This window comes from Fulvivirga aurantia (genome assembly GCF_009711475.1).
Lineage (GTDB): Bacteria > Bacteroidota > Bacteroidia > Cytophagales > Cyclobacteriaceae > Fulvivirga > Fulvivirga aurantia.
Window position 1 is genome coordinate 1 of record NZ_SMMD01000717.1, and the last position, 6,242, is coordinate 6,242.

The 6,242-nt window shown below is 40.7% G+C and carries 4 protein-coding genes; 2 read left to right on the forward strand and 2 right to left on the reverse strand.

What is annotated here, in order from left to right:
- Positions 1–106: 106 nt before the first annotated feature.
- Positions 107–478, reverse strand: coding sequence for a hypothetical protein (locus E1176_RS08110; RefSeq protein ID WP_155210111.1), 372 nt, complete (start codon positions 476–478; stop codon positions 107–109).
- Positions 479–664: 186 nt separating this feature from the next.
- Between E1176_RS08110 and E1176_RS08115 the strand changes: the two genes are divergently transcribed.
- The gene (locus tag E1176_RS08115) at positions 665–889 is read left to right on the forward strand and encodes a FeoA domain-containing protein (RefSeq protein ID WP_185152702.1); all 225 of its coding nucleotides are present in this window, start codon (positions 665–667) and stop codon (positions 887–889) included.
- Between the two features lie 3 nt (positions 890–892).
- Positions 893–3,010, forward strand: coding sequence for a ferrous iron transport protein B (gene feoB / locus E1176_RS08120; RefSeq protein WP_155210112.1), 2,118 nt, complete (start codon positions 893–895; stop codon positions 3,008–3,010).
- A gap of 5 nt (positions 3,011–3,015) precedes the next feature.
- Here feoB and E1176_RS08125 read toward each other — a convergent pair whose 3' ends face one another.
- Positions 3,016–6,207, reverse strand: coding sequence for a WD40 domain-containing protein (locus E1176_RS08125; RefSeq protein ID WP_155210113.1), 3,192 nt, complete (start codon positions 6,205–6,207; stop codon positions 3,016–3,018).
- Positions 6,208–6,242: the final 35 nt, after the last annotated feature.

Here is a 6,242-nt window from a genome sequence, read left to right on the forward strand (position 1 = left end):
TCTTACTAACAAAATGTGATCATGCGATATGCTTAGTAAGATTCTTCCTTCGTCAGAATGCCTGTTAGACTTGTTTTACAACTTTTGAAAGGGTCTCTTTTTTCCTTTACTCATCACAATAACATCTATTACTAAGCCGATCGATTTCACTTCTGTTGAGATTACTAAAGGAGATATGCCTGACTTCGTCCATATGCAGAAGTAGACGGCAGGTCGCCTCCTGGTCTTCGCAAAAGGCTTTATCTACTAAGTCTAGAATAATGCTACCCGGTTGCTGGAGAGCATCGTAACTAAGAGCAGCCTGCAGGTATGACGCATAATTTACATAGCCTTTATCATTTACCTTATTGAGTATTCTTACTGTGTGTCGATAATCTGATTTAGAAATGTGATCAGGTTTTTCAGGTATTGGAATCGACATGTCCTGGCCTAGGGTAAAGTACGATGAGAAGAGGAATAGGAAAGAGAAGAGTTTCATGGTATAATTATTTAGGGTTTAAATATTGAGAATAGACAATAATAGTACCAGTATCATGACTCAGTATAACTTATAGCTTAGTGGGTAGTTTTAAGGGAGGAGAACGGGTGCTTTTTCGCTCTGTTTTTTGCTAAAGACGGATTTACGGCATATCTTCGCAGTAGTTTATAATTAATCTAAATAAAAGTGAAAATAAGAAGTGTAGTTGATCTCAGTCCGGGGGAAAGTGGTGTAATCAATGGTTTTATGGATGAGGCACTTTCTTTAAAACTTTTGGAAATGGGCTGTCTGCCGGGTACGGAAATAAAATATAATTTTGCGGCACCTTTAGGCGATCCTATTTGTGTGAGCGTAGCTGGTTATAACCTTTCTCTAAGGTTAGATGAGGCGATTACAATTTCTATTCAGTAGTAAATGTCTCAGAGTAGCACGCCAAAAATTGCTCTTGTAGGTAATCCTAACTCAGGTAAATCTTCTCTGTTTAACCACCTTACTGGGCTCAATCAAAAAATTGGTAATTTTCCTGGTGTTACTGTCGACAAGAAAACTGGTTTTTGTCAACTTAATAAAACAACCCGCGCAGAGATAATTGACCTGCCGGGTACTTATAGTATATACCCAAACTCAACAGACGAAAAGATCGTTTTTGATATTTTGGGTAACCGCTCAAATCCGCTGCATCCGGATATGGTTGTGGTAATTGTAGATGCGTCCAACTTTAAAAGAAACCTACTTCTTTTTACTCAAATAAGAGACCTTAATATTCCAGTTGTGTTGGCGCTCAACATGATGGATATTGTTGAAAAGACAGGGCTTTCCATCGATGCCAAAAAGCTGGCTGAAAGACTACAGGTACCGGTAGTGCCAACCCGAGCTCGTAAGGGAACAGGTATTGATAAGCTGAAAGAAGTACTTGCTCAGGTGAAACCAAATGGACAGGTAAAACCCATATTTGATGCGCGAAACCATTGTGGTGATGCTATCGATGAGGTAAAGCGCAACTTCAATATCGAAGAAGATTATGTTGCCTACCAAATGCTGCAGCAGTATAGCATCAACGACTCTATTAGTGATAGAGATAAGTTGGTCTTAGGTGAGATTGCGATTAAGTATGATTTCAAAAAAGACGACATACGCAGGAAGGAGACTTTAGAAAGGTATGCTGCTATCAACCATGTGATTGATGCCGCTGTAAAAGAAAACTTCGCTTATCTACCTAAAGAGTGGACTAAGAAACTAGATGGTTTATTTACGCACAAAATCTGGGGATATGCCATATTTTTATTTATCCTCTTTCTGATCTTTCAGTCGATTTTTGCCTGGGCAACAGTGCCGATGGATATCATCGACCTCACTTTTTCTGAATTAAGTGTAGCCCTAAAGAATGTTCTTCCAGCCGGAGCTCTTACTAATCTACTTACAGAAGGTATTATACCAGGTATAGGTGGAATTGTAATTTTCATTCCTCAAATAGCGATCCTTTTTGCCTTTATATCTGTGCTTGAAGAAACCGGCTATATGTCTCGTGTGGTTTTTCTCATGGATAAAATCATGCGTAAGTTCGGCCTGAACGGTAAGAGTGTTGTCCCTCTGATTTCTGGAGTGGCATGTGCGATACCGGCAATTATGGCCACACGTACGATAGAAAACTGGAAGGAGAGGCTGATAACGATTTTTGTAACTCCTTTTATGAGTTGCTCTGCCAGGCTTCCGGTTTATACCATTCTCATTGCTTTAATTATTCCTGATGAACCGGTTTTAGGAATTCTTAACCTTCAAGGTCTTGCTTTGATGGGCATGTACCTCTTGGGTTTTCTTGCAGCTATTTTGTCGGCAGCTGCCATGAAGTTGATCCTGAAAACAAAGGAAAGAAGCTTCCTGGTAATGGAGTTGCCTACTTACAAAGTGCCTAGATGGAAAAACGTGGGTATGACCATGTTTGAGAAATCAAAGACTTTTGTTTTGGAGGCCGGAAAAATCATCTTGGCAATATCTGTAGTGCTTTGGGTGCTGGCTAGTTATGGCCCTGGCGATGAAATGGAAATGGCTGAGCAAAGGATTACTGCTCAATATGATGTTTCGCAATTAAGCGATGTTGAGTTTGGCAACAAGGTTGATGCCTATAAGCTCGAGCATTCTTATGCAGGAATTTTTGGTAAAGCCATAGAGCCTGCCATAGAGCCCCTTGGTTACGATTGGAAAATAGGAATTGCCATTATAACTTCATTTGCTGCCAGAGAGGTTTTTGTAGGCACCATGGCCACAATCTATAGTATAGGAGGGGTTGAAGATGAGGGAACCATCAAAGGCCGAATGCGAAACGAAATTAATCCGAAAACTGGCGAGCCCCGGTACACATTTGCCGCAGGCTTTTCATTACTGGTTTTCTATGCATTTGCGATGCAATGCATGAGTACGCTGGCTATTGTTTATAGAGAAACTAAAGGATGGAAGTGGCCAATTCTTCAGTTTACTTATATGACTGCCGTAGCCTACTTATCTGCCTTACTTGTTTTCCAGGTATTTAAATAATAGTTTTAATCAATCACGATGGGGAAGTCGTGTCCTCTCGAAAAAGTATAGGGAAACTGCATTTTACCTTTATATTTTTTCGAGTACTCAGGTACCTGGTCGTCAATAAACGATTTAAGTTCATAAATAGTGATTTTCCCATCTTTAGGTGAGCCATCCGCTCTGCCTGACAGTGCTTCTAAGAGCACATAGGTGAAAAGGCCATGACCAAGCTCTTGAAATTCGACTGCAAATTGCTCACTGCCCGCAGCAGCCAGCACGTGTATACCAGCGCTTCTTGAGAGCTGGGCCAATGCTTTTTCTTCACCCGCTCCTCGTGTGGCTAGTAGTTCAACACTACCCCCCGATTGGCAGGCATCGATAATTAATAGCTGTTTAAGTGCTGCTATATCTTTGAGCTTTTGCTGTAGATTACCCGCGTAGATAGCGTTCTTGTCTAGCTTATCCTGACTATATAATCTTGTGTTTTCGGTAGGGATGAAGTAAAATTTATTATCTACCATACTACCGTGACCTGCGTAGTAAAAAACCAGCACATCCTGAGGTTTCACAACTTTAGAAAGAGCTGATAGCTTGAGCATGATGTTTTCTTTGGTAGCTTCCTGATCGCTTAAACTTATGGTCTCAACCCTTTCAAAAAGCTTTTTAGACTTTTGAGCTAACGTCTTTGCTATACTTTGAGCATCAGCCGCAGCATAGTTGAGGTTAAGGTCGGTGTTTTTATATTCATTAATTCCTACCGTAAACAAATACAAAGTAGAGGCTAATTTGCCTTCCATAGTGATTTCCACAACCTCACCGGAAGACTCAATACCACCGCTGCTAAAGGCGGACACCACGAGTTTATTTACTCCAGGCACAAGAGTAACCGTTTCATTAATGGCCACCTTGCCATTTGTTGGTTGAGCATTTTCAAGTAAAACGGTTTTGCCATTATGTACAAGCTTCACTTTTTCTATTCCTCCACCAATATCTTCTGCTGTTGCAATTACATTTACCTCAGCGCTACGGACTGTTTCAGATGCATGTGGCGCAACTATGGTAACTTTTGGAGGAGGATATTTCTCGATTCTTTCATTGATGTTTAGCTTCTTCACATCTTGAATGAAAGTGCGGTTTAGTAAATCCGGTTGGTAATATTGATCATAAAACTGGTCTGCAGAGTAACTTTTCATGCCTTTTACGAAAGCAATAGATTGCGTAGCACCCTGAGTAGCGTTGAAGAAGCCTTCTGTGTTAATCGCCATCCAATCGTTTTCATTTAAAACCATGTAGGTGATAAGCTGGCTTCCGGTATTTACATCCCAGATTATAAGCTCACCATTGTCACTTGCACTTATAAGGTAATTGTCGTCAGGGGTAAATTTTACGTGCGTAATAGCGCCCGTATGACCTGACAAAACTTTATCTGCTTCCCAATTATTTGTTTTATAAAGCCTTAGTAAACGATCTGATCCTCCCACAGCTAAGTACTTTGACTTATGACTATACTCCGCGCTATAAACTTGCTCGCTGTGCTTTAATCTTTTCTTTTGAAGACCTGTGGCAACATTCCAAATTTTAATATTACCATCCCAACTTGCCGAGGCGACTTCATCATTTAAAGGATTTATTGCTATGTCGTGAATGATATCCGTATGGCCAATAAAATCTCTTACTGGTGTTTTACTATCTACCTCCCATAATTTCAATGTTTTGTCGAGACCGGCAGTAAGTGTATAGATGTCATTTTGATAGAAATGGGCATCATAGGCAGACCCATTTTCGAGCCTCAGGTAATCGATTTGCTCGTAAGTCTCCGCATTCCAGATTCTCACTGTACCATCCCAACTGGTAGAAAGTATTTTGCTGTCATTTTCGTCAAATTTTACAGTGAATAGCAGCTCCCGATGCCCCTTGAGTGTAGCAAGTAACTCTCCGTCATCTACATTCCATACCTTGATGGTATTGTCTGCACTTCCTGTGAGTAGTTTTTTTCCATCTTTAGAAAAATCCATGCAGAGTACGGCCTTGGTGTGACCTCTAAACTCCTGTGTAAGTACACCAGTTTGTAACTCCCACATTCTCGCCATGTTGCCGATTTTACCTTTTACCAGATACTTACCATCCGGGCTGATTGCAAAATCATTTTTAAGATCTGTATATCTTTTGATGTAGTAATCCCACCGAGAATTAGGGTCATACTCAAGCCCACCTTTATCTGCTTGCTTTAAGTACCCTTCTATATTTTTTATGAACTCTCCGGTTTGCGCAGATATGAGCTTAATGTAGGGCTCATCACTTGAGATAGCGATGGTGTGCCCATCAGGGCTGAAAGCCGCAGACGTGATTGGCAACTCGTGTGTTCGTCTCTGTTGAAATAATAGCCGGCCACTTGTGTCATAAACTTTAATGGTATCCTCATTGGCAAGTAACACTTTACCACCTACACTGTAGTCAATTGCTGTGAGCTCGTCATCTATTTTTGCAAGAGTCTTTGTAGAGGCGAGCTTAGTAGAAATGATTTCTAACAAATGATCTTTACTACCTTTCAATATTTGATTGTCGGAGGTGTATTTTACGAAAGTGGCGCAGCCTCCGCACCATCCTTCGCTGGGCTTATATTCATTTTCTAGCTCAAGTGTAGATAAATTATAGATGGTAGCAGATTTGTTATCGTTACCAAATACTACCTTCTTGCCATCAGGGCTAAAGACTACATCTACGCCATAGCCTAAACCTTTGTCAGGGTTTACTTTAAATGTGGCTAGTTGCTCTGCTGTTTCTACATCCCATAAAATGGCATTGTTATCGTACCCGGCTGTAATTACTTGCTTACCCCTGGGGTGATAATCTACCGCAGTAAGTAATTCCTTATGCCCCTCAAATATTTGAAGTTGCTCACCGGTTTCTATGCTCCACAGTCGTGCGGTTTTATCAGCACTACTCGTCAAGAAGGTTTTGCCATCCGGGCTTATGGCAATATCGTTTATGGTTGACTCGTGCCCATAGTAAGTTCTTAATTCCCGACCAGAAGCTATTTCCCAAAGCTTTACCGTTTTATCACGGCTACCTGTTAGGAGGTATTTCCCATCTTTTGTAAACGCTACTGCTTTGATAGAAGCGTTGTGTCCTCGCTGTACTACTGTTTGCAATTGCTGTGCAAAACAGAGTTTAAATAGCAATAGGGTAAGAAAAAGAGAAATAGGACCTTTCATAGTAAGAAATTTTGAGAACCGAAATTATGAATTTG